Here is a 24347-nt window from a genome sequence, read left to right as displayed (position 1 = left end):
CGCAAAACACCGGTGTTCGCACCTTGCACACCCGCATCCCGCGGCGTGCAGTGCGAACACCGGTGTTTTGCGTGCGGGAGCTACGCGCCGGCAGACAGTGCGCGCAGGGCCTCGGGGTCGCTCGCGTTCAGGAAGTCGGTCAGGCGCTCGGGCTCGCCGGGCTCGTCGATCGCCTCGGCGGCACGGCGCAGGGCGAACAGCGCCCGCAAGACCCCACGGTTGGGGCCGTGCGACCACGGCACCGGGCCGACACCGCGCCAGCCGGCCTTGCGCAGGGCGTCGAGCCCACGATGGTACCCGACACGGGCGTACGCGTAGGACTCGAGGGTCGCGCCGCGCGCCCACGCCTCGTCGGCGAGCAGCGCCCACGCCAGGCTCGACGACGGGTAGGACACCACCACGCTGGCGACGGGGGCCTCCGCCTCGATCGCGGCGGTCACCTCCGGCTCGGCGGGCAGCAGGGTCTCGGGGTTCGACGACGGGGTCGGCAACAGGTTCTCCGGCATGCCCCCAGCCTGTCATCCCTTGCGGGTGCCCGTGTCACGGGATTACCGTGGAGGTCACCTCGTCGTCATCGCGGGGCCGCCGGGGCGGGAGACCGACCGGCGGAACGGATGGCGGACACGGGGGTCCCCCGACGGAAGCAGACGGATTGCTGTCGATCACCGGTACCGCTCAGCCCACGCGCTGACACCGTGATCGCGCGCCCCGTCGGGCGCTCCACCGCACCGCGGTGGCCTCGGTGTCGTGCGCCCAGCATCGACACCGGGAGACACCCCCATGCCCACCAGTCCGTCCGTCGTCCTACACGACGTCACCTTCGCCTGGCCCGACGGCACCGTCGCGCTCGACCACCTCACCGCCGCCTTCGGACGTGGCCGGACCGGCCTGGTCGGGAGGAACGGGGCCGGCAAGTCCACGCTGGTCCGGCTCGCGACCGGCCAGCTCCACCCCACGTCGGGCAGCATCGCGACGTCCGGCCCCGTCGACCACCTGCCGCAACGCCTTGCAACGGGGAACGACGACACCGTCGCCGACCTGCTCGGCGTCCGGCCCACACTCACCGCGCTCCGGGCCGTCCTGGCCGGCGACGCCACGGCCGCACAGCTCGAGGCGGTCGGCGACGACTGGGACCTGGAGGAACGGGCCGCCGCGGTGCTCGACCGGGTCGGGCTCGACGGCACCGACCTCGACCGGCCGGTGTCGACGCTCTCCGGTGGGCAGTCGGTGCTCGTCGCCGTCGCCGGAGTCCGGTTGCGCGCGCGGCCGATCGTGTTCCTGGACGAGCCGACGAACAACCTGGACCGCCGGGCCCGCGGGCTGCTCCTCGACCTGGTCGACGACTGGCGCGGCACCCTGGTGCTCGTCAGCCACGACCGGGAACTCCTGGAGCACGTCGACGAGACCGTGGAGCTCCGCGCCGGGGCGATGACCGTGTTCGGCGGGACGTTCAGCGCGTTCGAGGAGCACCTGGCCGTGCAGCAGGCGGCCGTCGAGCGCGAGGTCCGGGTCGCCGAACAGCGGCACCGCACCGAGAAGCGGCAGCGCATCGAGGCGGAGACCAAGATCGCCCGACGTGCGAAGGCCGGCGAGAAGGCCGGCCGCTCGATGCCGAAGATCCTGGCGAACGAGCAGCGGAAGAAGGCGCAGGAGACCGCCGGCCGACTGCGCGTCGGGTACGCGGACGACGAAGCCGCCGCCCTCGCCACCAAGCGCGAGGCCGAGCTCCGTCTGCGCGACGACGAGTCGATCCACGTCACCCTGCCCGACCCGGACGTACCGGCGTCGCGTCGGATCGCCACCGTGACCGTCCACGGACGGGACATCGTCGTGCAGGGGCCGGAACGGATCGCCGTGACCGGGGACAACGGGGTCGGCAAGTCCACCCTGCTCGAGCAGCTCGTCGGCGACCTCGCTGCCCGGCAGCACCCGCTGCCCGAGACCACGGCCGTCGCCCACGTCGACCGGATCGCGTACCTGCCGCAGCGGAAGGACAGCCTGGACGACACCTCCACGGTGCTCGACAACGTGCGCCGGGACGCCCCGCACGTGCCCGTCGCCGAGGTCCGAAACCGGCTGGCGAAGTTCCTGGTGCGCGGGGACACCGTCGACCGCCCGGCCGGGGACCTGTCCGGCGGGGAGCGGTTCCGGGTGGCGCTGGCGGCCCTGGTGCTCGCCGACCCGCCGCCGCAGCTGCTCGTGCTCGACGAGCCGACGAACGACCTCGACCTGACGAGCGTCGACCAGCTCGTCGACGCGCTGCGGGCCTACCGGGGAGCACTCGTCGTGGTGAGCCACGACGAGACGTTCCTGGAACGGCTCGAGCTCGACGACCGGATCGAGCTGCGGTAGCCGATGGTCGCCGTCAGCGTGTCAGCGCCGTCGGGTCGGCCGGATCGCGAGCGACTCGACGGTGCCGCGCTCGGGCAGGTCGACGACGGTGCGGACCGCGGCGGCCACGTCCTCGGGCGCCAGGTAGTACTCGGTGTCGTAGGACTCGCCGAGCTTCGCCACGAGCTGCCGCTGCATGTCCGAGTCGGTCCGGCCCGGGTGCACGCTCGACACCCGCACGCCGTTCGCCCGCTCCTCTTCGCGCAGGGCGTCTGCGAAGGCCCGCAGCGCGAACTTCGACGCCGCGTACACGCCACCGCCGGGGCCCGAGTGGAACCCGGAGCCGCTGTTGATCGGCACGACGATGCCCCGGGCCGCCCGCAGTGCCGGCAGCGCCAACCGGGTGAGCTCGGCGACCGCGAACACGTTCGTCGCGAAGACCTGCTCCCACACCGCGCGCGGGGTGTCGGCGACGGTGGTGCCCTGCTCGACACCGGCCGAGTGCACGAGGACGTCGAGCCGATCGGGCAGCGCGGGGACCTCGCCCGCGCCCAGGTCGCCGACGAACGGTGCCGCGCTCGGCAGCTCCTGGACGAGGACGTCCACGGCGTCGGCGGACCGGCCGCCCACGAGCACGTGGTGGGTGCGGCCGAGGTCGGCGGCGATCGCGCGGCCGATGCCGCGGGTGGCTCCGGTCACCAGGGCGACCGGACGGTTCTGGAGCGGTTCTGTCGTCACGTGGGCCAGCCTACGGAAGCCGGGCCGGGCCTCCTGTGCGATCGCGGCGACGACGCAGGACCGTCAGCGCGACGCCGGCGACGACCACCAGGCCCACGAGCGCCGCGATGCCCCACGGCGAGCCGGCGAGCGCCGCGACGACCGCCCAGAACACGGCAAGCCCGACCGTCGCGTACAGGAACGCCCAGGCCACGCATCCCGGCACCATCGCGATCGTGTACCGCCACCAGGCGACCCGTGCCAGCCCCGCTGCGGCGTTCATCACCGTCTGCAGGCCGACCACGACGAAGCTCACCGTCACGACGGGCAACCCCCAGCGATCCAGCAGCGCCGAACCGCGACGGACCGGCGGCGAGCGCAGCCAGCCGCCCCACCGTGATCGGGACGCACCCGTCACCGCGAGCCGCGCGACCCAGTACGTGGCCTGCGCACGGCAGAACACGATCACGAAGAGCGCGAGGACGAGCCACCGGAACGGGAGCCCCTCGAGGAAGGACGGCACGCTCGCACCGTAGCGTCCCGACCCGGAGAGCGCCCGTCAGCGCCGATCAGACGCGCAACGCTCAGTCGTTGTCGACGCCCTGGCGGATGCGGATGCCCTCGAGCACGTCCTGCGCCCGCTTCTCGTCCTGCTTCTCGATCTGGCGGGTGTCGCGCTCGGGGAGCTGGATGTCCTCCTCCGCGCGGATGCCGGCCTGCAGTTCGCGACCCCGCTCGATCTCGGCGTCGAACTCGGCACCGAAGAGCAGGGCGTTGTTCGTGATCCAGATCCACAGCAGGAACACGATGACCCCACCCAGGGAGCCGTACGTGGCGTTGTAGTTCGAGAAGTTCCCGACGTAGAACCCGAATCCGACGCTGGCGATGATCCAGATGAGGATCGCCAGGATCGAGCCGCCGCTGACCCACCGGAACTTCGGCTGCTTGACGTTCGGCGACCAGTAGTAGAGCACTGCGACGACGATGATCGCGATGACGAGCAGGATCGGCCACTGCACGATGAGGAGCACGGTCGCGGCGACGTCGCCCAAGCCGATGACGTCGCCGAAGCTCCGGGCGAGTGGTCCGCTCACCAGGACCAGCAGACCGATCACGAGCAGGACGACGGTGGTCACCGTGACGCCGAGCATGGTCGGGCGGAGCTTCCAGATCGGTCGGCCCTCGCGGACGTTGTAGATCCGGTTCATGGCACGGCCGAACGCGCCCACGTAGCCGGAGGCCGACCAGAGGGCACCGACGACACCGACGATGAACGTGATCGGGGCGGCGGGCGAGCGGACGAGCCCCTCGAGCGGCTCCCTGATCAGGTCCACGACCTGGTCGGACCCGATGTTGCCGATGATCTGCAGCAGGGTCTTGATCGTGTTGTCGGCCTGTCCGACCAGGCCGAGCAGCGACACGACCGCCAGCAGCCCGGGGAACAACGCGAGCACCGAGTAGTACGTCAGGCTCGCCGCCAGGTCGGTGCACTGGTCGCTCGTGAACTCGCGCAGCGTCTTCTTCAGCGTGTAGACGAGCGTCGGCTTCTTGAGGTCGGTGGGGTTGTCGGGCTTCCGGGCGTCGTCCGGGTCCGGCTTGTGCTCTTCGTGCGCCATGTGCCTACCCTCTCGCCTTCACGGCCTGCTTCGACCGCTTGACCGCCTGCTTGCGGTTCTTGTTCGCCCGTCGCTGCACCGCCGCGATGCCGACCTGCTGCTTCACGCGGCCGCGGTGGGCCGGGTCACGCTCGAGGGCTTCCTCGGCCGCCTTGGCCCGCGCCTTCCGTCCCTTGCGACCTGCCTGCGCCTGCTCCTTCGCGGAGGGGGCGTCGCCACGCGCACCGAACGGCAGCAGCGCGGTGAAGGCCGAGTTCGCCGGCGGCTGAGCGAGGTGCCCAGCGGGCTTGTTCCGGAGCGCGATGCCGAGGACGATCGCCGCGACACCGGTCAGTCCGGTGATGCCCATCGCCACCAGCGGCGTGGGGTCGCGGTGCCACCGCTGCTTCGTCTTGGCGACCGCGAGCCGCGTCCGGGCGGGCAGGTCCGCGCGTCGCTTCAGCTCCGTCACGGTGTCCGTGATGCCCTCGCGGGTGCGCACGTTGGCGAGTTCGAGCTCGGGCAGACTGTCCTTGGCCATTCCCCATTTCGTACACGTCCCACCCGGGATCGTGCCCAGCAGGCCGCGTCTACCGTGCCGCGCATGCTCTTCCGGGACGCCGCCGAGGGGATCCACCGCCTCGAGATCGCACACACCAACACCTACCTCGTCGAGACCGGCGATCGGTTGCTCGTCGTCGATGCGGGGTTGCCCGCCGCGTGGCCGCACCTGCAGCTCGCCGTGCACGACCTGGGCTACACGCCAGACCAGGTCGAGGGGCTCCTGCTCACGCACGGGCACTTCGACCACGTCGGCACCGCCGCACGGATGCACCGCGACTGGGGCACGCCCGTGTTCGTCCACCCGGGCGACCGGCACCTCGCCGCGCACCCGTACTCGTACCGGCCGCAGACGAACCGCTTCGGGTTCGTCGCGCTCCACCCGGGTGGGCTGCGCCCCCTGGGCCGGATGCTGCTGGCCGGTGCGGTCACGGTCAACGGCGTCGCGGACACCGAACCGCTGGAGAGCCGCGCCGACGTGCCGGGCAACCCCTGGATCATCGAGACCCCGGGGCACACCGACGGCCACGTGGCGCTGCACTTCGCCGACCGTGACGCCGTGATCGCCGGGGACGCGCTCGTCACCTTCGACCCGTACACGGGCGGGATCGGACCCCGGATCGTGGCACCCGCGGCGACCTCCGACGTCGCGACGGCGGTCGCGTCGCTCGACCGGCTCGCGGACACGGAGGCGAAGCACGTGCTGCCCGGCCACGGGCCGGGCTGGTCGCTCGGTGTGCGGCGGGCCGTCGCGCAGGCGCGGCGGGTGGCCGGCGCCGCCTGACGCGGCGACCAGCTCGCGAGTCCACGCGCTCAGCGACACCTCACGGGCGCTCCGACGCGTGGACTGTCGGTGAGCGCGAAACGTCGCCGAAGGGGCGTGCGCGGAACGTCGCCGACGCGGTGGGCGCGACCAGAGCCGGCCTGGAGGCGCGGTGCGGGCCCGCCCCGCGCCTCCGGGCCGTTGGTGGTCGCGGTCAGGACGGGACGACGACGTCCTCGGGCAGACCGGACGCCGCGGAGCGGCTGGCGGCCTCCATCAGCGCGAGGCTCCGCAGGTTGTCGCGGCCGCTCGTCTCGGGAGCGGGGCCGCCCTGCACCGAGCGGGCGAACGCCTGCAGCCCACCCTGGCGGTCGGTGTGCGCGAGCACGGGGAGCTCGACCGGCTCGGCGACGTCGTCCTGCGTGCGGCGGACGGTGACCCGGTCGCCGTCGACCGCGTTCGGCTCACCGTCGCGGCTCGTGAACCAGAGCTCGCCGTCCTCGCCCTCGATGCTCCACTCGCCGGCCCAGGCGGTGCGCGGGCCACGGCTCAGCCAGCTGCCGCGGTAGTTGACGACCGTGCCGCCGTCGAGCTCGATGATCATCGAGGCGACCGCTTCGTCCTGGTACTTGCTGTAGGCGGGGTAGCTGGCCTTGGCGAAGACGCGGACGGCCTCTTGCCCGGTGATCATCCGGAGCAGGTCGAAGTGGTGGATCGCCATGTCGTTGATCATCGCGTGCGGGAACCGGTAGTGCGGGTACGTCTCGGCGGGCTGGTCGTTGTCCCACTGGCGGAAGTCGACGTTGATCGCGGAGACCTCGCCGACGACGTCCGCCTCGAGCATCTCCTGCACCACCCGCGGCGCCGGGTACCAGCGGTAGTTCTGGCTGACCTGCAGCACCAGGCCGAGCTCCTCGGCGCGACGGACCGCGGTGACGGCCTCATCGGTGGTGTTGGCGAACGGCTTCTCGACCAGGACGTGCTTGCCGGCGTCGAGGGCCTCGAGCGCGAGCGGCACGTGCGTCACGGCCGGGGCGGTGATGACGACGGCGTCGGCCTCGACCGCGGCGAGCGCCTCGGTCAGGGACCCGAACGCCGCGGAGGCCGGGAGCCCGAGGTCGGTCCGCACGGCCTCGAGCGTCGGCGCCGACGGGTCGACGATCCCGACCACCTGCACTTCCGACACCTCTGGGATGGCGGTGCGGGCCCAGTTGCCGCCCCACCCTCCGAGACCGACGTGGATGATCCGGACGCTCATGCGTGCACTCCTTCGTGGCTGCCGTCGTGGCTGGTGTCGCACCACGGACGCCGCGGTGCGTGCGTCCAGTCTGTCAGTGCGTGAAGGCGTACGCGATGAGGGCCATCGTCACGATGAAGCCCGCCAGGTAGTTGATCCAGAGGAACCGCTTCCACCCGGCGTTCGCAGCCTCGGCACCCTGGTCCGTGATGTTCCACCACGGCAGCACGTTGAGCGCGTACGGGACGACGACGATCGCGGCGATCGGGCCCGGGAACGCCGAGAACAGCAGCGCGACCCCGGCGACCAGGTAGGCGACGAAGGCCAGGCGGACGGTGGCCCGGGCACCGATCACGGTCGCGACGGAGCCGATGCCGCCGGCACGGTCCGCCAGGACGTCCTGCACGGCACCGAACGCGTGCGAGGCCACACCCCACAGGAAGAACGCGATGCAGACGGCGACGAGTTCCCCGGTCCAGTGCGGGCCGGCCAGGGCGAGGCCGTAGATCGCCGGTGAGACGAAGTGGGTGCTCGACGTGAGCGAGTCGAGGAACGGCTTCTCCTTGAACCGCAGCCCCGGTGCCGAGTACGCGATCACCGCGAACACGCTGATCGCCAGGACGAGCCACGACCACGGCCCGTTGCCGCTGACGGCGCCGAGCACCACGAGCGCGACGAGGAAGGGGACGTTCGTGACGACGACGGCCCAGAGCGTGGTGCGGTGGACGCTCTTGTCGAGCAGGGCGCCCTCGACACCGCCCTTGCGCGGGTTGCGCAGGTCGGACTCGTAGTCGAAGACGTCGTTGATGCCGTACATCGCCAGGTTGTAGGGCACCAGGAAGTACACGACACCGACCAGGAACGCGACGAGCGAGAACCCGCCGCCGCCCTCGACGCCGACCCCGCTGCCGAGCAGGTACGCGGCGCCGAACGGGTAGGCGGTGTTCACCCAGCTGATCGGGCGTGACGACACGAACAGGGCGCGCAGGGTCGACGGCCTGGAGGCGGTGCTGGCGTTCACTTCATGTCCTCTGCTGGTGCTGGCTCCGCTGGTGCTGGGGTCGGGTCGGGCGCGCGGCGCGCGCCGGTCCGGTCGCGTGCGCCCGTCCGGTCGAACAGGACCCACAGGCTGGGCAGCAGCACGATGGCGGACATCGCGTAGGCGAGGTCCTCGACCGGGATCGCACCGATCTTCGCACCGCTGATGAGCGAGGGGTCGTAGGCGACGATCCGCAGCGTGACGATGACGTTGTCGAACACCATCGTCATCACCAGCAGCGCGATGCCGGCGATCACTGACGTGAGCACCGCGACCCGGCGCCCGAGGGCCGGCCGTCGCCCCGCCGCGCGGGCCCGGCGAGCGGCGACGACGCCGGCGACCACGGCCACGACGGCCGTCACGCCGAAGAACGGCAGGGCCAGGAGCGCGTACGCCCCGGTGCCGTTCACGCACGCCGCCGATCGGTCGCCCGCTGCACCAGGGGCCGGACGAAGCCGACGAGGTCCATCGTCGAGTAGCAGAGCAGCAGCAGGAAGAAGAGCTCCTCGAGCGGGACCTCGGGCGCCAGGAGCACCCCGGTGAGCAGGTTCTGCGGCCCGATGAAGAAGATCCCGGCAGCGACACCGGCGACGTCCCACACCATGAAGAACGCGACACCGACGACCATCACGGCCGCCGCCCGCCACGGTGCCCGCCAGAAGAACAGCCGGAAGCGGGCGTCCAGCACGGTCATGCCGACCAGGGACACCACCAGGCCGGCGAGGTAGACCCCGGGCATCAGGCGGTCTCGGTCCGGTCCCGCGGAGCCCCGAGGGGCGTCGGCAGCGGCTCGGTGCTCCGGTCGCCGTGGATGCGCTTGAGCAGGACCTCGGCGCTGATCAGGCACATCGGCAGACCGATCCCCGGGATCGTCGAGGCTCCGACGTAGTACAGCCCCTCGACCTTCTTCGACGCGTTCTTCTCGCGGAAGAACGCGCTCTGCTTCAGGGTGTGCGCCGGGCCGAGCATCGAGCCGTTCCAGGCGTTCAGGTCGTCGGCGAAGTCGCGCGGCCCGATCGTCCGTCGGACCCGGATGCGGTCGCGCAGGTCCGGCACCCCGGCGCGCTCGGCCAGCACGTCGATGGCACGGTCCGCGATCTGCTCGACCTGGTAGTCACCGGCACCGTCGATGCCGCCCTTGCCGATCGACAGGTCGGCGGGCAGGGGCACCAGGATGAACAGGTTGCTGGTGCCGGGCGGGGAGACGCTCGGGTCGGTCTCCGAGGGGGCGCAGACGTAGATCGAGGCGGGGTCCGGCACGTGCCGGTCGTCCCCGAAGATCGCGCCGAAGTTCGCCTTCCAGTCCGCGGTGAACATCAGGGTGTGGTGCAGCAGGCCCGGCGTCGGACCGTCGATGCCGAGGTACACGAGCACCGCGCTCGGGCCCGGGTCGCGCTTCTTCCAGTGGTCGGCACCGTGGGTGCGGTGCTCGCGGTCGAGCAGCTGCATCTCGGTGTGCTGCATGTCGGCAGCGCTGACCACGAGGTCGGCGGGGGCCGTGTGCTGCACGCCGTCGCGGTCGCGGTGGACGACCCCGGTGGCGACGCCGTCCTCGACGACGATCCGTTCGACCTTCGCACCGGCGATGATCTTCGCGCCCTCGGCCCGGGCGACCCGCTCGACGGCGGAGATCACCTCGGTGATGCCGCCCTTCGGGTAGAGCACGCCGTCGGCCAGGTCGAGGTGGCTCATCAGGTGGTACATGCTCGGCGCCGCGTACGGGCTCGTGCCGAGGAACACCGCCGGGTAGCCGAGGATCTGCCACAGGCGACGGTCGCGCACCGCGGTCTCGACGAAGGTGGAGAGCGGTTCGAGCAGCAGGCGCGCGAGCTTGGGCAGGCGACGCAGGACGTCGGGTGCGGCGAGCTTCGTGAGGTCCTGGAAGCTCGTGTAGAGGAACCGGCGCACGGCCATCGTGTAGGTGTCCTCGGCCGACGCGAGGTACTTCCGCATCCGCTCGCCGGCACCGGGCTCGATGGACTCGAACAAGGCGATGTTGGCCTCGGCGTCGGCCCGCAGGTCGATCGGCTCGTCGTGGCCCTCGCTGTAGACGCGGTAACCGGGGTCGAGCTTCACCAGGTCGAGTTCGGCCTCGGCCGACGTCCCGAGCAGCTGGAAGAAGTGGTCGAAGACCTCGGGCATGAGGTACCACGACGGCCCGGTGTCGAACCGGAACCCGTCCTGCTCCCACGAGCCGGCACGGCCGCCGAGCTGCGTGCGCTGCTCGAGCACCGTCACCGAGAAGCCGTCGCGTGCGAGCAGCGCCGCGGCCGCCAGGCCGCTGATGCCGCCGCCGATGACGACGGCGCGGCGTGCGGGCACCTTGCGCCGGGTGGTGGTGGCGACCGTCGTCGGTCGGGAGGCGCGGGGCGGGGTCATGAGGAGCCTCCCGGCCGGTGGGTGGTGCCGCGCGACCGGAGCGGTGCGCGTCCGGCGAGGACCTGCGCCGCGAGGCGGACCTTCACCGGGTTGGGGACGCGCACGCGCGTCGTGACGAGGCGGCTCGCCGGCGTGCGCGCGAGTCGGTCGTTGAGTTCCTGGAACAGTGCGTGTGCGAGTCCGACCGCGTTGCGGGCGTCGGCCGGCAGCAGCCGGATCGTCCGTGCGGCGTGGTCGAGGTCGGCCTGCACGTCGGCGACCAGGCGGTCCTTCGTGGCCTCGTCGAAGGACCGGATGTCGACGCCCGGGAAGTACGAGCGACCGAGCACCTCGAAGTCGGCGTGCAGGTCACGCAGGAAGTTCACCTTCTGGAACGCGGCACCGAGCGCACGCGCCCCGGCGACGAGTTCGGCCTGGTCGAACGTCGGCCGACCGGCCCGGTACACGAACGCGCGCAGGCACATCAGGCCGACGACCTCGGCGGAGCCGTACACGTACGCGTCGAACGAGGCGTCGTCGTGCTCGGTGCGGTCGAGGTCCATGCGCATCGAGGCGAAGAACGGGGCGGTGAGCTCGGCGCCGAAGCCGGTGGCGCGGGCGGTCCGGGCGAAGGCGTGGACGACGGGGTTCACCGAGAAGCCGAGCGCGATGGCCCGTTCGGTGTCGGCCTCGAGCTCGTCGAGCACCGTCCGGGCGAGCTCCCGGTCGAGCCCGGCCTCGGTCGCGGGGCCGTCGACGACCTCGTCGGCGACGCGGACCAGCGCGTAGACGTTCCGGATGTGCTCGCGCGTGTCGCGGGCCAGCATCCGGCTCGCCAGGCCGAACGACGTGGAGTACCGGTCGATGACGACACCCGACGCGGCCTCGGCCGTGGCGTCGTACAGCTGGAGGCGAGCCGGACGGGATCCGGTCGCCGTGGTGGTGCTGTGGGTCACCGGGCGCGCTCCACGAGTTCGGTCACGAGGGCCTCCAGGCGGTCGGCGAGGTCGTACGGCAGACGGGCGAGCTCGGCCCGGGCGAGTGCGGTGTGGTCGGCGACGCGTTCTTCCGCGGCACCGCGCGCACCGCAGGAGACCAGGGTCGCACGGACCTCGTCCGCACGGGCCTCGGTCAGGTCCGGGTCGCCCAGGTACGGCTCGAGGTCCGGCCAGCAGTCCGTGGTCGCCGCGTAGGCGATGAGCATCGTGCGCTTGCCCTCGCGCAGGTCGCCCAGCACGGTCTTGCCGGTCATGGTCTCGTCGCCGAAGACCCCGAGCAGGTCGTCGACGATCTGGTACGCGATGCCGATCTCGCGGCCGAAGGCACCGAGGGCGGTGACGATCTCCTCGTCGGCGCCGGCCAGCACGGCCCCGGACTGCAGCGGAGCCTCGAACGAGTACACGCTCGTCTTCGCCCGCTCCATCGCCAGGACCTCGTCCACCGTCGGCATCACGCCGAGTGCCAGGTCGACGTCGGTCATCTCACCGGCAGCGCTCGCGAACACGGCCTCGTCGAACAGTTCGAGCAGCCGCTCGCGCCGGGTGCCGTCGACGCCCGCGGCCTCGATGAAGCGGGGCGCCCCGGCGAGCGCCAGGTCACCGGCGATCACGGCGGCGCTCATCCCCCGGTGCTCGGCGGCCGGCAGCGGCAGGCCACCCGTCGTCCCGTTGTCGCGGAACGACCCGGCGACGTTCGGCTGCCCGCGGCGCGACCAGTCACGGTCGATGACGTCGTCGTGCACCACGAGTGCGGTGTGCAGGAGTTCGTACGCCGCTGCGACGTTGGCGGCAGCGTGCGCGTCGGTGCCGCCCATGCCGGCGTACGCGGTCATGACCATGCGGGGCCGGAAGCGCTTGCCGCCCATGCTCGCCTTGCGGAGCACGCGCCACAGTTCTTCCGACGGTCGGCCGTAGCGCTCGGCGCGCGCCGACGACACGGCGAAGAAGCGCTCGAGGCAGTCGTCGACGAGCGCGAGGTCGATGTGCGGCACGGTGGTCGCTTCCTCGCTCATTGGCCTAACCTATCGACACAGATGAACGCTTTCCCTGAATCCGTGGTGCTCCTGGCCGACGACCGTACCCCGATCGGCACGGCGGACAAGTTCACGGTGCACACAGCCCACACGCCCCTGCACCTGGCGTTCTCGTGCCACGTCCGGAACACCGACGGCGACGTCCTGGTGACCCGGCGAGCACTGTCGAAGAAGACCTGGCCGGGGGTGTGGACGAACACCTTCTGCGGCCACCCCGGTCCGGACGAGTCCTTCGAGGACGCCATCGCCCGTCGGGCCTCCCGCGAGCTCGGCATCACCGTGCGCGACGTCGAGGTCGTGCTGCCGGAGTTCCGGTACCGCGCGGTCGACGCCTCGGGCATCGTGGAGAACGAGGTCTGCCCCGTCTTCCGCGCCGTGACCGACGACACCCCGGCGCCCGCGGACGACGAGGTCGCCGAGTGGGCCTGGGTGTCCGAGGACTCTCTCAGGCAGGCCGTCGCCGGCGCGCCGTTCGCCTGGAGCCCGTGGCTCGGGTGGCAGCTCGCCGAGCTCGAGACCGCTGGGCTGCACGTCACTCGCTGACGCTCCTGCGCCTGCGCCTGCGCCTGCCGCTGTGCGGTTGCACCCTGCCGGCGCTTTGCTCATGCACGAGGTCGTTCGGGCCTGACAGGTGCGCAAGCGGCACCTGCCAGGCCACGGCCTGTCCGCTCAGGACCAGGCGTTCGACACGCACTTCGCGATGGTGCCCGTCGTGAAGCCCGCCGCCGCGGCGAGACACGGAGCGCACAGCACCATGGTCGCGCAGGCTGCGCCACACGCGACGCCGAGGACTGCGATCACCGCCCAACTGATCCCGATGCTGTTGAGGCAGTTGTTCAGCCGCTTCCAATCGAGGCCGTACGTCCCGATCGACGACGCCCGCTCCGCGTCGGATCCCTGCGTGAGGTCCACGTTCTTGGTCAGCTGACCGTCCTGCCACATGGCGAAGTGCACCACGGTGGTCGACGTCATGGCGGATGCCATCTCGGTGATCGCCGTCTCACCGTCCACGGTCACGAACGAGAGCTTCGTCATCTCCGGCACGTCGGTCCCGAGCAGCGGGACCGACACGACGTCCGCGCCCTCGTACGAGTACGCGGACGCACCGGCCCAGTCGGGTTCCAGCCCCGAACGCACGGAGTACCCCGTCTCCCGAGCCGCCGAGACCGCACTCGAGCCCCGGCTGCCGCCCTCGGCTCGGAGCTGAGACGCGAGCTGGATGAGGCGTCCTGTGCCGGAGGGGTCCGTGGCCGTCACGGCACTCGACGCATCGGCCCGTGTCGGCGCAACGACGCCGACGAGCGCGATCGCCGCAGTGGCCGCGGCGACGAACGCCACCCCCGACAGTGCCAGTGTCCTCGTCCGGCGCCGCCGCCTTGGTCGTATTGCGCGCATCCACGCCGTGGTGACCCCGGCGGCGCCCAGGAGCCACCACACGACAGCGACGTCGCGGAATCCCGGGGCGAACGACAGGGCGATGCACCCGACTGACGCGACGATGATGCCGACGGTGGGCGATTGCTTCTTGACCATGACACTCCTTCGTGTTCGCATCCAGTGTTCTGGATATCAGGACATTAGCGTCCTCCCTGGTGTGCAGCAAGGGTCGTCGCGGCCATGTGGAACGTGGTGGTCGGTGTTGTCCGACCCGCGCCGCAGGCGTACGCTCGACCGTCGGCAGCGCTCTGGGCGCCGCACGACGAGACGAGAAGGGCAGGTGAGGCGCGATGTCGGGTGACCATCCTCGATCGGGCCGGCCGCCCGTGTCGGTCGTCGCGCCCGCTCGCTGACCCTGCCCCGCCCCGGATCGCCTCCGGGGCGCCATCGCGCCCGCCTGCTCCCCACCGAAGGAGCACGCACATGGCACTGATCGACAACGCGATCTACGTCCGGGGACGCCGCGTGGAGTCTCCGTCGACCCTGTCGCGCCCGGCTCGTGGCGACCTGACGTGGATCGGGCTGCTCCGGCCCGACCCGCATGAGCTCGAGGCCGTCGCCAAAGAGTTCGACCTGCACGAGAACGCCGTCGAGGACGCCCGCAAGGGACACCAGCGCGCCAAGCTCGAGCGCTACGGAGACACCCTGTTCCTGGTGCTCCGGCCGGCCTGGTTCGACCCGTCCGAGGGCACCGTCGAGTTCGGCGAGGTGCACCTGTTCGTCGGCGACCACTTCGTCGTGAGTGTCCGGCACGCCGCCCGACCCGACCTGGCGGTGCTGCGCGCACAGGTCGAGGCGGACCCGGAGTTCCTGGCGAAGGGGTCCGAGGCCGTGACCGCGGCCGTGCTCGACGAGGTCGTGGACGGCTACGGCCCCGTCGTGCAGGTGCTGCAGGAGCAGATCGACGCCATCGAAGACCAGCTGTTCGCCGGGCAGGTCGACCCGGGGGTCTCGAAGCGCATCTACCAGCTGCTCAGCGAGGTCCTGGCGTTCCAGCGGGCCACCACCCCGGTGCCGGCGATGGTCACGGGGCTGCTCCGCGGTGCGGACAAGTACGGCGTGGACGACGACGTGCAGCACCGGCTCCGCAACGTGCACGACCACGCGCTCCGTGTCACCGAGCGGGTCGACTCGTTCCGCGCCCTGCTCGAGAACGCCCTGACCCTGCACGCCACCCTGGTGTCGCAGGAGCAGAACGAGGCGATGCGCCGGATGACCAGCGCGAGCCTGGCCCAGGGTGAGGAGAGCCGGCAACTCGCCCGGGCAGCACACCGCCAGGGCGAGGAGGTCAAGAAGATCTCGTCGTGGGCGGCGATCCTGTTCGCGCCCGGCCTGATAGCCGGTGTGTACGGGATGAACTTCGACCACATGCCCGAGCTGCACTGGCACTACGGCTACCCGGTCGCGATCCTCGGCATGCTCCTGCTGATGGGCGTGCTCTGGGCGATCTTCCGCAAGCGCAACTGGCTCTGAGCGGACGGCGGATCGGCGCACAGGTGGCGTCGATCCGTCGGACGTGCATAATGATCTGGCCCGGAATGTGAACGTGCACATCGATGTGCCACGACGCCCGGGCGGAAACGAGCAGCAATGGCGTCATCGCGGACACAGCAACCGCGTTCGCCCAGCATCCGTGACGTCGCACGGATCGCGGGCGTCTCGCACCAGACCGTCTCGCGGGTGCTGAACAACTCGGATGCGATCCGGGCCGAGACACGCGACAAGGTCCTGGCGGCCATGGAGCAGCTGCAGTACCGGCCGAACCGGGCCGCACGCGCCCTGGTCACGAGCCGGACCCACACGATCGGCGTCCTGACGGCCCGCCGCGCCCACTACGGCCCCGCCGTGGCACTGCAGGCGATCGAGGACGCCGCTATGCTCCGCGGCTACTCGGTCACGACGGCGAACATCGCCGAGGCGACCGATGCCGCCGTCCGCGAGGGACTCGGGCACCTGCTCGACCTCGACGTCGAGGGCATCGTCGTCATCGCACCCCAGCAGCGGGTCTTCGACCTGATCGCGGAGCTCGGCATCCGCACTCCCTACGTCACCATGCGCGCGAGCGTCGGCGAGGACCCGACGGCCCTGTGGGTGGACCAGATGGAGGGCGCACGACTCGCGACCGCACACCTGCTCGACCTGGGGCACGAGTACGTCCGGCACATCGCCGGACCACAGGACTGGATCGAGGCCGACGCCCGCATGCAGGGGTTCCTCCGCGAGATGTCCGACCGCGACATGGCCGTCGCGCCGCCGATCCTGGGCGACTGGACCGCCGACTTCGGCTACCACGCCGGCCGTGAGCTGCTGCGGTGGCGGGACTGCACCGCGATCTTCTGCTCGAACGACCAGATGGCGCTCGGGGTGATGCACGCAGCGCGCTCGTACGGACTCGACGTCCCGGGCGACCTGTCCGTGGTCGGCTACGACGACATCCCGGAGGCGAAGCACTTCTGGCCGCCGCTCACCACGGTGCAGGTCGACTTCGCCGAGCTCGGGCGTCGCTGCGTGGACCTGCTGCTGCCGAGTGAGGGCGAACTGCTCCGCCCGATCGACATCGTCCCGCAGCTGGTCGTGCGCGCCTCCACCAGCGCGCCCCGCACGCGCTGACGTACCTCGGGCAGCGCCACGCCCCGAGTACCTGCCACGAACGGGCATCCCTGTCACGAACTTCTGCCCAGGTACGCCCGGAACCACCGGGTACGCCCGAAGACACCAGGCACGCCCGGAACCACTCGGCCGCCGCGGAGTACCTGCCACGAACGGGCATACCTGCCACGAAGTTTCGACCAGGTACGCCCGAAGACACCAGGTACGCCCGGAACAACCAGTTACGCCCGAAACCACCCGGCCGCCCCGCAGTACCTGCTACGAACGGGCATACCTGCCACGAATTTTCGACCAGGTACGCCCGGAAGCACCAGCCACGCGCGGGACCGCAGGGCGGCGGCGCACCGGCGAGCGCGGCTCCGGACGCGACCACGAAGCGGACGGGAGGCCCGTGGCCGGCCCGCCACGGGCCTCCCGTCCGCGCATGCGGAATCACGCAACGAAACGCCCGCTCCCGGGGCCCCTGGCCCCAACCCGGGGGACGTTCCCTCCGGATCACGCACGCCGTTACGAAAACGCGACCAATCCGAATTGACAGCCGCACCGAGGCTGTGCGTAAATTGCCTCCGTCCAGCCGATGTGACCGTTCACATGAGCGTCACACCGAGCCGGATCCGGACGCGACAACGAAGTCCACACAGGCCCCCTGTGCTTTCGCTGCCGCAGCAGAACCACCCGAACACACTGCCGCACCGAAGCGGCAGAAGGAGATGCACTGTGGCGTCAACCCCGATCGACACCGGCCTCGAGACCCGGTCGATCACCGCACCCGAGACGATCCTCGAGATGCGCTCGATCACCAAGGAGTTCCCTGGTGTGAAGGCGCTGGCCGACGTCTCCCTCAGCGTCCGTGCCGGCGAGATCCACGCGATCTGCGGCGAGAACGGCGCCGGCAAGTCGACCCTGATGAAGGTCCTGTCGGGCGTCTACCCGTACGGCACCTACAGCGGCGAGATCGTCTACGAGGGCGAAGAAGTCCGCTTCTCGAACATCAAGCAGTCCGAGCAGGCCGGCATCGTCATCATCCACCAGGAGCTGGCGCTCATCCCGGAGCTCTCGATCACCGAGAACCTGTTCCTGGGCAACGAGCCGAGCCGCGGTGGCGTCATCAACTGGACCGCCGCGCAGCTCCGTGCGCAGGACCTGCTCGCCCGCGTCGGCCTGGCCGACGACCCGGACACGCAGATCAAGAACCTCGGTGTCGGCAAGCAGCAGCTCGTCGAGATCGCGAAGGCCCTGCACAAGGACGTCAAGCTCCTGATCCTCGACGAGCCGACCGCCGCGCTCAACGAGAACGACTCGCAGCACCTGCTCGACCTGATCGTCGGGCTGAAGGCCAAGGGCATCGCGAGCATCATCATCAGCCACAAGCTCAACGAGATCGAGCAGATCGCCGACGAGATCACGATCATCCGCGACGGCAAGGCCATCGAGACGCTCAACGTCAAGGCGGACGGCGTCAACGAGGACCGCATCATCCGCGGCATGGTCGGCCGCTCGCTCGAGTCGCGCTTCCCCGACCGCACCCCGAAGATCGGCGAGACCTTCTTCGAGGTCCGCAACTGGACCGTGCAGCACCCGGTCGACTCGTCGCGTCTGGTCTGCAAGGCCTCGAACTTCCACGTCCGCCGCGGTGAGATCGTCGGCTTCGCCGGCCTGATGGGCGCCGGACGCACCGAGCTCGCGATGAGCCTGTTCGGTCGCTCGTACGGCACCTGGCTCGACGGCCAGATCATCAAGGACGGCCGCGAGATCAAGGTCACGAACGTCCAGCAGGCGATCGAGAACGGCCTCGGCTACGTCTCCGAGGACCGCAAGGCGCTCGGCCTGAACCTGCTCGACACCGTGAAGCGCTCGACGGTCGCCGCCGACCTGCGGAAGATCTCGAAGGCCGGTGTCGTCGACTCGCTCGAGGAGTACTCGGTCGCCGAGAAGTACCGCAAGATGCTCCGCACGAAGGTGCCGAGCGTCGAGGACAACGTCGGCAAGCTGTCCGGTGGCAACCAGCAGAAGGTCGTCCTGTCCAAGTGGATGTTCACGGACCCGGACATCCTGATCCTCGACGAGCCCACCCGCGGCATCGACGTGGGCGCCAAGTTCGAGATCTACGGGATCATCCAGCAGCTCGCCGCCGAGGGGAAGGGCATCATCCTCATCTCGTCCGAGCTCCCCGAACTCCTCGGTCTCTCCGACCGGATCTACACCATCTTCGAGGGCCAGATCACCGCTGACCTCCCGGCCGACCAGGCCGATCCCGAATCGCTCATGCGCAGCATGACCTCCGCGCGGAAGGGCGCCACCGCCTCATGAACAACCTGAAACTGCTCTTCGGCAAGGGCAACAGCATCGGCCAGTACGGCATGATCATCGCGCTCATCGTGCTGCTGATCTTCTTCTCGATCACGACGAACGGGCTCATCCTCGAGCCGACCAACGTCATCAACCTGTTCCTGCAGTACTCCTACATCCTGATCCTGGCGCTCGGCATGGTCATGGTCATCATCGCGGGGCACATCGACCTGTCGGTGGGGTCGGTCGCAGCGGTCGTCGGCATCGTCGTGGCGCAGTCCATGGCCGTGTGGGACTTCCCGGTGTGGGCCGCCATCATCCTGGGTCTCGCGTGCGGTGCCCTGATCGGTGCGTGGCAGGGCTTCTGGGTCGCGTTCGTGAAGGTCCCGGCCTTCATCGTGACGCTGGCCGGTCAGCTCATCTTCCGTGGTGTGAACCAGATCATCGGCAACTCGACGTCGGTCCCCGTCCCGGACGCCTTCACCCCGATCGGCGCCGGCTTCCTCGGTGACTTCGGCCCCGACTTCGGCTTCAGCAACGGCACGCTGCTCATCGGCCTCGTCACGATCCTCGCGCTCATCATCATCGAGGCCCGTGGCCGTGCCCGCCGTCGGAAGATGCAGGCCGAGGTCCCGCCGCTGTGGGTCTCGATCGTCCGCACCGGCATCCTGGTCGCCGTCACGCTCGTCGCCACGTACCTGTTCGGCGCCGGTCCGGTCGGCACCTCGGTCCCGATCGTCGCGATCATCCTCGGTGTCCTGACCATCGTCTACGGCTTCGTCACGAAGAACACGATCTTCGGTCGCCAGGTCTACGCCGTGGGTGGCAACGCGAACGCAGCCGTCCTGTCCGGCGTCTCGGCGCGGCGGGTCAACTTCTTCGTCATGATGAACATGTCGGTCCTCGCCGCGATCGCCGGCATGGTGTTCGTCGCCTACTCCGGCGCCTCGGGCCCCGCGGACGGCACCGGCTGGGAGCTCGACGCGATCGCCGCCGTGTTCGTCGGTGGCGCGGCGGTCGCCGGTGGTGTCGGCACGATCTCCGGCTCGATCATCGGTGGTCTCGTGATGGCGCTGCTGTCGAACGGTCTGCAGCTCATGGGCCTCGAGTCCAACCAGGTGCAGATCATCCGAGGCCTGGTCCTGCTCGTCGCCGTCGCCTTCGACGTCTACTCGAAGTCGCAGGGACGCCCGTCGCTGATCGGCGGCATGATGCGGCAGTTCCAGCGGAAGGACACCGAGCAGAACACGGTGGCCGCCCAGCAGCCGCGGTCCATCGAGGACCAGCCGGACAAGATCACCCTCCCCTAGTTCACCCCTCCCCACAGCGGGGCTCCGGCCCCACACCTCCTCAACGAAGAGAAAGCAATCACATGCGCAAGAAGATCGTCGCCGGCCTCAGCCTGGCGCTCATCGCGGGCCTCGCCCTCAGCGGCTGCTCGGCACGCGGCTCGTCCGACGACGCCGGCAGCACCAGCAGCATCAAGAAGGGCGACCTCATCGGCGTCGCCCTGCCGGCCAAGACCTCGCAGAACTGGGTCCTCGCGGGTGCCGCGTTCAAGAAGTCGATCGAGGACGCCGGCTTCAAGGCCGACATCCAGTACGCCAACGCCGGCAACCCGGTCCCCGACCAGCAGTCGCAGATCTCGGGCATGATCACCAAGGGCGCCAAGGCCGTCATCATCGGTGCCGCCGACGGTTCGCAGCTGACCGCGCAGGTCAAGTCCGCCAAGGACCGTGGCGCCGTGGTCATCGCCTGGGACCGCAACATCCTGAACACGAAGAACGTCGACTACTACGTGGCGTTCAACAACTTCAAGGTCGGCCAGCTCCAGGCCGAGGCGCTGCTCAAGGGCCTCGAGGAGAAGAAGGGCGACAAGCCGTACAACGTCGAGCTCTTCGCCGGTTCGCCGGACGACGCCAACGCGACCGTGTTCTTCAACGGTGCGATGGACGTCCTGCAGCCGAAGATCGACGACGGCACGATCAAGGTCGTCTCCGGTCAGACCACGTTCCAGAAGGTCGTCACGCAGGGCTGGCTCGCGCAGAAGGCCCAGTCGCGCATGACCGACCTGCTCTCGCAGTACTACACGGGTGACACCGAGCTCGACGGCGTCCTGTCGCCGAACGACACCCTCGCCCGTGCGATCCTCACCGCGACCAAGGCCGCCGGCAAGGACAACCCCGTCGTGACGGGCCAGGACTCGGAGACCGCGTCCATCCCGCTCATCATGCAGGGCACGCAGTACTCGACGATCTTCAAGGACACGTCGAAGGAGGCCCAGGCGGCCGTCGACCTCGTCTCCACGCTGTCGAAGGGCGACAAGCCCGACACGAAGATGGACAAGACGAACAACTACAACGGCAAGAAGACGGTCCCCGCGATCGAGCTCACGCCGGTCCTGGTCACCAAGGACAACGCCGTCGAGGCCTACAAGGGCAACGACACCCTCGAGGAGCTCGCCAAGAAGGGCTGATCTCCCCAGCACCACGGACGGCCCCGTCTCGCCTCGGCGAGACGGGGCCGTCCTGCGTCGTCCGGAGGCCGGCCACACGGCGGACGGGAGGCTCGGTGCACGTCGTGAGCCGTGCCTCCAGTCCGCCGGGTGGTCCACCCAGGGCACGTGGCCGCGCCCGGTCCGTGCCCGCGTCCGTCAGGGGTGGGCAGCGCGCAACCGGCGCGCGGCGTCGGCGAGGTGCGGGACGTCGGTGCGGGCGGTGCCGAACACCAGCGCACGCGTCGTGTCGAAGTACCGCCGGGTCAGCCGCTCCCCCAGATCGGACACGCGCGACCACGGGATGCCGGGCTCGCTCGCGGTGACCCCGACCGGGAGCACCCGCACGGCCTCACCGATCTCGACCAGGCGCATCCGGACCGCGTCGTGCACCAGGTCCTCGGGCAGCCGCTCGTCGTCGACGTAGCGCCGGATCGCCTCGCAGGCCCGGATGACGTCGTCGAGGCGGTCGCCGACGGCACGTCGGACGCCCGGCTCGGCGCTCACAGCGGCACCGCGGTCCGGACGACCCCGGGACGCATGCCCGCGGCGTCCACCACGTCGACGCGGACGCCGAGCAACCGCTCGGCGGCGTCCTGGATCCGCATCAGCGCGAAGATCCCGAGCCCCGCGTCGACGTCGACCATCAGGTCGACGTCGCTGTCCGGGCCGTCCTCACCCCGGGCGACGCTGCCGAAGATCCGGGGGTTCCGCCCGCCGAACCGCTGCACGATGTCGACGAGGTCCTGCCGGGCGGCGACCACCCGTTCGAGGAGCGGCTGGGGTTCCTCGACCGGCTGCAGGTCGATCGTCGTCGTGAAGCCCGCCGCCCGGAGCATCCGCTGCAGGGCGGCGAGCGACGGTTCCCGCCGACCGTTCTCGTAGGTGCTGATGACGCTCTGCGTGACGCCGGCGCGCTGGGCGAGCTGGACCTGGGTCAGTTCGGCGCGTTCACGGGCGTCGCGGATGAGCACCGCGGCCGACAATGGCGGGGCGGGCCGTGGGGGAACAGCGGACATGCTGCAACGATACACAGCATGCGACATTTCGTCTGCTAGTGGGACATACGGGTCTGTGCAAGCCCGGACGAAACGGTACGGTCCGGCGCTCGTCAGCGCGGGTCGGAGACGTCCGCCCGGTGGAAGTTCTGCGCCGAGCGGGACGCGGTCGGGCCCCGCTGACCCTGGTAGCGGGACTGGTACTCGGCGGAGCCGTACGGCTTCTCGGCCGGGCTCGAGAGCTGGAAGAAGCAGAGCTGCCCGATCTTCATCCCCGGCCACAGCTTGATCGGCAGCGTCGCCACGTTCGACAGCTCGAGCGTCACGTGCCCGGAGAACCCGGGGTCGATGAAGCCCGCCGTCGAGTGGGTCAGGAGGCCGAGGCGACCGAGCGAGCTCTTGCCCTCGAGCCGCGCCGCGATGTCGTCGGGCAGCGTCACGACCTCGAACGTGGAGCCGAGGACGAACTCGCCCGGGTGCAGCACGAACGCCTCGTCCGGGTCGGTCTCGACCAGGCGGGTCAGGTCGGGCTGGTCCACCGCGGGGTCGATGTGCGGGTACTTGTGGTTGTCGAACAGCCGGAAGAACTTGTCGAGCCGGACGTCGATGCTCGACGGCTGCACGAGCGAGGCGTCGTACGGGTCGAGGCCGATCCGGCCTTCGGCGAGCTGGGCGGTGATGTCGCGGTCGGAGAGCAGCACGGAGGAAGCCTAGCGGCAGCGGGCGTCGCGCCGGTATGCTGCCAGGCTGCCCACCACCCGGGCGGGCGGCGTTCGGAGCAGTGATGACCACGTACACCGTCGACGAGATCACGGTGCCCGCCACCATGGACGACGACCCGGCCGTCGTCTCGGTGTTCCGCGAGTGGGTCGACGTGCAGAACCGGGCCGAGGTCGCGACCACGCACCTGCCCGAGCTGCTCTGGACCCCCGAGGAACAGCTGCCGTACCTGCTCGACCCGGACGCACCCAGCCGACTGTTCCTGGTCCGCGACGACGAGGGGACCGCGGTCGGAGCCGGCTCGTACGACTCGAAGGTGGACCCGGCCGCACCGAACTGCTGGATCGCGGTCAGCGTGGCACCCGAACACCGACGTCGCGGCGTGGGCACGCTCCTGGCCGAACACCTGGAGGACGTCGCTCGCGGTCAGGGACGCACGCAGTGGAAGACCTACGCGGTCTCACGACAGGTCGGGCCGGCATCCGGCCCCGGGTACCGACAGGCCCCCACCGGGTTCGGGGCCGTCCCGGAGGACGAGGCAGCGGTCCGGTTCCTGACCCGTCGAGGCTGGCGGCTCGGGCAGGTCAACCGGATCAGCCGTCTCGCACTCCCGGCTGCCGAGGCCGCGGTGGCCGAAGTCCGTGCGGCTGCGACCGCGGCGTCGGGTGACCACCACCGCGTGCACACCTGGACGGGCCCGACACCCGATCGGTGGCAGTCGGACCTCGCGCTCCTGCTGACCCGGATGAGCACCGACGCCCCGTCGGGCGACATGACCGAGCCCGAGGACGCCTGGACGGTCGAGCGGCTCCGGACACACGAGCAGCACCTCGAGGACGGGCCCCGCACGATGCGCACGGTCGTGGTCGAGGACACCTCGACCGGGTCGCTCGTCGGGTTCACCCAGCTCGCCGTCCCCGGTCCCCTCGCGCAGCCGGTCATGCAGGGCGACACCCTCGTCGTCCGTGAGCACCGTGGGCAGCGGCTCGGATGGCTCCTGAAGGCGGTCGGGATCGAGGCCGTCGAGCGGGAGCATCCGGGGCACCCGTCGATCATCACGTTCAACGCGGAGGAGAACCGCCACATGCTCGACGTGAACGAGGCCGTCGGGTTCGTCGGCGTCGGCTGCGAGGGCATCTGGGAACGGCGGGTCTGAGCGCGCATCC

At 70.5% G+C, this 24347-nt stretch carries 25 protein-coding genes; 9 read left to right on the top strand and 16 right to left on the bottom strand.

What is annotated here, in order from left to right:
- Nucleotides 1–80: 80 nt before the first annotated feature.
- Complete coding sequence (locus FFG40_RS05150) at nt 81–506, bottom strand: DUF3151 domain-containing protein (protein WP_138802464.1); 426 nt, start codon at nt 504–506, stop codon at nt 81–83.
- 274 nt (nt 507–780) lie between these two features.
- Here FFG40_RS05150 and FFG40_RS05145 point away from each other — a divergent pair, with 274 nt between their 5' ends.
- Nucleotides 781–2352, top strand: a complete 1572-nt coding sequence (locus tag FFG40_RS05145) for an ABC-F family ATP-binding cassette domain-containing protein (protein ID WP_138802463.1) — start codon at nt 781–783, stop codon at nt 2350–2352.
- A gap of 21 nt (nt 2353–2373) precedes the next feature.
- Here FFG40_RS05145 and FFG40_RS05140 read toward each other — a convergent pair whose 3' ends face one another.
- From FFG40_RS05140 to FFG40_RS05125, 4 genes are all read right to left on the bottom strand, one after another.
- Nucleotides 2374–3069 (bottom strand): SDR family oxidoreductase, encoded by a 696-nt coding sequence (locus FFG40_RS05140; RefSeq protein ID WP_138802462.1) that lies wholly within the window; start codon nt 3067–3069, stop codon nt 2374–2376.
- 10 nt (nt 3070–3079) lie between these two features.
- On the bottom strand, nt 3080–3571 hold the full coding sequence (locus FFG40_RS05135; RefSeq protein ID WP_138802461.1) for a VTT domain-containing protein: 492 nt from the start codon (nt 3569–3571) through the stop codon (nt 3080–3082).
- A 61-nt stretch (nt 3572–3632) separates the two neighbouring features.
- The gene (locus FFG40_RS05130; RefSeq protein ID WP_138802460.1) at nt 3633–4664 is read right to left on the bottom strand and encodes a YihY/virulence factor BrkB family protein; all 1032 of its coding nucleotides are present in this window, start codon (nt 4662–4664) and stop codon (nt 3633–3635) included.
- A gap of 4 nt (nt 4665–4668) precedes the next feature.
- Nucleotides 4669–5184 (bottom strand): hypothetical protein, encoded by a 516-nt coding sequence (locus tag FFG40_RS05125; RefSeq protein WP_111046213.1) that lies wholly within the window; start codon nt 5182–5184, stop codon nt 4669–4671.
- A 63-nt stretch (nt 5185–5247) separates the two neighbouring features.
- Here FFG40_RS05125 and FFG40_RS05120 point away from each other — a divergent pair, with 63 nt between their 5' ends.
- On the top strand, nt 5248–5988 hold the full coding sequence (locus FFG40_RS05120; protein WP_138802459.1) for an MBL fold metallo-hydrolase: 741 nt from the start codon (nt 5248–5250) through the stop codon (nt 5986–5988).
- Between the two features lie 193 nt (nt 5989–6181).
- Here the strand turns inward: FFG40_RS05120 and FFG40_RS05115 are convergent, their stop codons facing one another.
- The 7 genes from FFG40_RS05115 to FFG40_RS05085 all read right to left on the bottom strand — a co-directional run bounded on the left by FFG40_RS05115 (nt 6182) and on the right by FFG40_RS05085 (nt 12612).
- Complete coding sequence (locus FFG40_RS05115; RefSeq protein ID WP_138802458.1) at nt 6182–7225, bottom strand: Gfo/Idh/MocA family protein; 1044 nt, start codon at nt 7223–7225, stop codon at nt 6182–6184.
- A 73-nt stretch (nt 7226–7298) separates the two neighbouring features.
- Nucleotides 7299–8225 (bottom strand): prenyltransferase, encoded by a 927-nt coding sequence (locus tag FFG40_RS05110; protein ID WP_111224767.1) that lies wholly within the window; start codon nt 8223–8225, stop codon nt 7299–7301.
- Nucleotides 8222–8653, bottom strand: coding sequence for a lycopene cyclase domain-containing protein (locus FFG40_RS05105; RefSeq protein WP_185974095.1), 432 nt, complete (start codon nt 8651–8653; stop codon nt 8222–8224). The genes FFG40_RS05110 and FFG40_RS05105 overlap by 4 nt, the downstream gene beginning before the upstream one ends.
- Complete coding sequence (locus FFG40_RS05100) at nt 8650–8982, bottom strand: lycopene cyclase domain-containing protein (RefSeq protein WP_027464925.1); 333 nt, start codon at nt 8980–8982, stop codon at nt 8650–8652. The genes FFG40_RS05105 and FFG40_RS05100 overlap by 4 nt, the downstream gene beginning before the upstream one ends.
- On the bottom strand, nt 8982–10622 hold the full coding sequence (crtI, locus tag FFG40_RS05095; protein WP_138802456.1) for a phytoene desaturase family protein: 1641 nt from the start codon (nt 10620–10622) through the stop codon (nt 8982–8984). Before crtI ends, FFG40_RS05100 begins: the two co-directional genes overlap by 1 nt.
- Nucleotides 10619–11557 carry a squalene/phytoene synthase family protein gene (locus FFG40_RS05090; protein ID WP_138802455.1) on the bottom strand — a complete coding sequence of 313 codons (939 nt, stop codon included), beginning with the start codon at nt 11555–11557 and terminating at the stop codon, nt 10619–10621. Before FFG40_RS05090 ends, crtI begins: the two co-directional genes overlap by 4 nt.
- Nucleotides 11554–12612 carry a polyprenyl synthetase family protein gene (locus tag FFG40_RS05085; RefSeq protein WP_185974094.1) on the bottom strand — a complete coding sequence of 353 codons (1059 nt, stop codon included), beginning with the start codon at nt 12610–12612 and terminating at the stop codon, nt 11554–11556. The genes FFG40_RS05090 and FFG40_RS05085 overlap by 4 nt, the downstream gene beginning before the upstream one ends.
- A gap of 21 nt (nt 12613–12633) precedes the next feature.
- Between FFG40_RS05085 and idi the strand changes: the two genes are divergently transcribed.
- Nucleotides 12634–13176: an isopentenyl-diphosphate Delta-isomerase gene (gene idi, locus FFG40_RS05080; protein WP_071246200.1), complete on the top strand. Its 543-nt coding sequence runs from the start codon at nt 12634–12636 to the stop codon at nt 13174–13176.
- Between the two features lie 126 nt (nt 13177–13302).
- Here the strand turns inward: idi and FFG40_RS05075 are convergent, their stop codons facing one another.
- Nucleotides 13303–14166, bottom strand: coding sequence for a hypothetical protein (locus FFG40_RS05075; RefSeq protein WP_138802454.1), 864 nt, complete (start codon nt 14164–14166; stop codon nt 13303–13305).
- A gap of 327 nt (nt 14167–14493) precedes the next feature.
- Here FFG40_RS05075 and FFG40_RS05070 point away from each other — a divergent pair, with 327 nt between their 5' ends.
- From FFG40_RS05070 to FFG40_RS05050, 5 genes are all read left to right on the top strand, one after another.
- Complete coding sequence (locus FFG40_RS05070; protein WP_138802453.1) at nt 14494–15543, top strand: magnesium and cobalt transport protein CorA; 1050 nt, start codon at nt 14494–14496, stop codon at nt 15541–15543.
- A 117-nt stretch (nt 15544–15660) separates the two neighbouring features.
- On the top strand, nt 15661–16680 hold the full coding sequence (locus tag FFG40_RS05065; protein ID WP_017886425.1) for a LacI family DNA-binding transcriptional regulator: 1020 nt from the start codon (nt 15661–15663) through the stop codon (nt 16678–16680).
- 786 nt (nt 16681–17466) lie between these two features.
- Nucleotides 17467–18990, top strand: coding sequence for a multiple monosaccharide ABC transporter ATP-binding protein (gene mmsA, locus FFG40_RS05060; RefSeq protein WP_138803433.1), 1524 nt, complete (start codon nt 17467–17469; stop codon nt 18988–18990).
- Nucleotides 18987–20279: a multiple monosaccharide ABC transporter permease gene (mmsB, locus tag FFG40_RS05055; RefSeq protein ID WP_035807945.1), complete on the top strand. Its 1293-nt coding sequence runs from the start codon at nt 18987–18989 to the stop codon at nt 20277–20279. The genes mmsA and mmsB overlap by 4 nt, the downstream gene beginning before the upstream one ends.
- 62 nt (nt 20280–20341) lie before the next feature.
- Nucleotides 20342–21445 (top strand): sugar-binding protein, encoded by a 1104-nt coding sequence (locus FFG40_RS05050; RefSeq protein WP_027464932.1) that lies wholly within the window; start codon nt 20342–20344, stop codon nt 21443–21445.
- A gap of 177 nt (nt 21446–21622) precedes the next feature.
- Here the strand turns inward: FFG40_RS05050 and FFG40_RS05045 are convergent, their stop codons facing one another.
- The 3 genes from FFG40_RS05045 to dcd form a co-directional block, all read right to left on the bottom strand.
- Nucleotides 21623–21970 (bottom strand): DUF86 domain-containing protein, encoded by a 348-nt coding sequence (locus tag FFG40_RS05045; RefSeq protein WP_027464933.1) that lies wholly within the window; start codon nt 21968–21970, stop codon nt 21623–21625.
- Nucleotides 21967–22482: a helix-turn-helix domain-containing protein gene (locus FFG40_RS05040; protein ID WP_185974093.1), complete on the bottom strand. Its 516-nt coding sequence runs from the start codon at nt 22480–22482 to the stop codon at nt 21967–21969. The genes FFG40_RS05045 and FFG40_RS05040 overlap by 4 nt, the downstream gene beginning before the upstream one ends.
- A 92-nt stretch (nt 22483–22574) precedes the next feature.
- Nucleotides 22575–23162, bottom strand: a complete 588-nt coding sequence (gene dcd, locus FFG40_RS05035) for a dCTP deaminase (RefSeq protein ID WP_027464935.1) — start codon at nt 23160–23162, stop codon at nt 22575–22577.
- Between the two features lie 83 nt (nt 23163–23245).
- Here dcd and FFG40_RS05030 point away from each other — a divergent pair, with 83 nt between their 5' ends.
- Nucleotides 23246–24337 (top strand): GNAT family N-acetyltransferase, encoded by a 1092-nt coding sequence (locus FFG40_RS05030; protein ID WP_185974092.1) that lies wholly within the window; start codon nt 23246–23248, stop codon nt 24335–24337.
- Nucleotides 24338–24347 lie beyond the last annotated feature (10 nt).

Origin of the sequence: Curtobacterium sp. KBS0715, assembly GCF_005938005.2 — a bacterium.
Taxonomy (GTDB): Bacteria; Actinomycetota; Actinomycetes; order Actinomycetales; family Microbacteriaceae; genus Curtobacterium; species Curtobacterium flaccumfaciens.
Note: the sequence above shows the minus strand (reverse complement) of the source record. Positions and strands in the feature narration are given on the sequence as shown.

Bases quoted from the DNA above. Each gene is read 5' to 3' on its own strand.
- mmsA (WP_138803433.1), top strand. From the start codon at position 17,467: ATGCGCTCGATCACCAAGGAGTTCCCTGGTGTGAAGGCGCTGGCCGAC.
- FFG40_RS05100 (WP_027464925.1), bottom strand. From the start codon at position 8,982: ATGCCCGGGGTCTACCTCGCCGGCCTGGTGGTGTCCCTGGTCGGCATG.
- FFG40_RS05125 (WP_111046213.1), bottom strand. From the start codon at position 5,184: ATGGCCAAGGACAGTCTGCCCGAGCTCGAACTCGCCAACGTGCGCACC.
- FFG40_RS05145 (WP_138802463.1), top strand. From the start codon at position 781: ATGCCCACCAGTCCGTCCGTCGTCCTACACGACGTCACCTTCGCCTGG.
- FFG40_RS05120 (WP_138802459.1), top strand. From the start codon at position 5,248: ATGCTCTTCCGGGACGCCGCCGAGGGGATCCACCGCCTCGAGATCGCA.
- FFG40_RS05040 (WP_185974093.1), bottom strand. From the start codon at position 22,482: ATGTCCGCTGTTCCCCCACGGCCCGCCCCGCCATTGTCGGCCGCGGTG.
- FFG40_RS05115 (WP_138802458.1), bottom strand. From the start codon at position 7,225: ATGAGCGTCCGGATCATCCACGTCGGTCTCGGAGGGTGGGGCGGCAAC.
- FFG40_RS05085 (WP_185974094.1), bottom strand. From the start codon at position 12,612: ATGAGCGAGGAAGCGACCACCGTGCCGCACATCGACCTCGCGCTCGTC.
- FFG40_RS05130 (WP_138802460.1), bottom strand. From the start codon at position 4,664: ATGGCGCACGAAGAGCACAAGCCGGACCCGGACGACGCCCGGAAGCCC.
- idi (WP_071246200.1), top strand. From the start codon at position 12,634: ATGAACGCTTTCCCTGAATCCGTGGTGCTCCTGGCCGACGACCGTACC.
- FFG40_RS05070 (WP_138802453.1), top strand. From the start codon at position 14,494: ATGGCACTGATCGACAACGCGATCTACGTCCGGGGACGCCGCGTGGAG.
- FFG40_RS05150 (WP_138802464.1), bottom strand. From the start codon at position 506: ATGCCGGAGAACCTGTTGCCGACCCCGTCGTCGAACCCCGAGACCCTG.
- FFG40_RS05030 (WP_185974092.1), top strand. From the start codon at position 23,246: ATGACCACGTACACCGTCGACGAGATCACGGTGCCCGCCACCATGGAC.
- FFG40_RS05065 (WP_017886425.1), top strand. From the start codon at position 15,661: ATGGCGTCATCGCGGACACAGCAACCGCGTTCGCCCAGCATCCGTGAC.
- crtI (WP_138802456.1), bottom strand. From the start codon at position 10,622: ATGACCCCGCCCCGCGCCTCCCGACCGACGACGGTCGCCACCACCACC.
- FFG40_RS05075 (WP_138802454.1), bottom strand. From the start codon at position 14,166: ATGGTCAAGAAGCAATCGCCCACCGTCGGCATCATCGTCGCGTCAGTC.
- FFG40_RS05050 (WP_027464932.1), top strand. From the start codon at position 20,342: ATGCGCAAGAAGATCGTCGCCGGCCTCAGCCTGGCGCTCATCGCGGGC.
- mmsB (WP_035807945.1), top strand. From the start codon at position 18,987: ATGAACAACCTGAAACTGCTCTTCGGCAAGGGCAACAGCATCGGCCAG.